Source organism: Pseudomonas tremae (assembly GCF_001401155.1).
Classification (GTDB): domain Bacteria; phylum Pseudomonadota; class Gammaproteobacteria; order Pseudomonadales; family Pseudomonadaceae; genus Aquipseudomonas; species Aquipseudomonas tremae.
In genome coordinates, this window is record NZ_LJRO01000012.1 from 1 (window position 1) to 370 (window position 370).

The following is a 370-nucleotide window of genomic DNA, read 5'->3' on the forward strand; positions in this document are numbered from 1 at the left end:
GCTTGAACAACTCAAATACCTGGCCGCCAAGGGCGCAGGCTTCACAGCGCTGCAATATTCATTACGCATGAATAAAAAAGACGTTCGCCAACTGGCCACCGAAAACGGTGTGACGATCGCTGTCAGTCAGCCCATGCTCACCACCCGCAGGGACGCCCGTCATGACACTACGGATATCGACGACGTGGTGGCCGGCCACGCCATGCATTACTCGGCGCTGGGCTATACCGCAGCCGAGATTGCCCAGGTACTGGACCTGAGCCTTCGCCAGGTATGGAATATCGGCAAAGCCTATCGATTCGAGTTCAGGCAGCAACGCGATAGCGACACGCCCTGAGGCCAGACTCCAAAAAAAAGGTACCGAGTGCAT

1 pseudogene is annotated in these 370 nt (G+C 56.5%); it reads left to right on the forward strand.

Features of this window, described 5'->3' with window-relative positions:
* Positions 1 to 337: pseudogene (locus ALO43_RS00060) on the forward strand (hypothetical protein); the annotation flags it as partial.
* Positions 338 to 370: the final 33 nt, after the last annotated feature.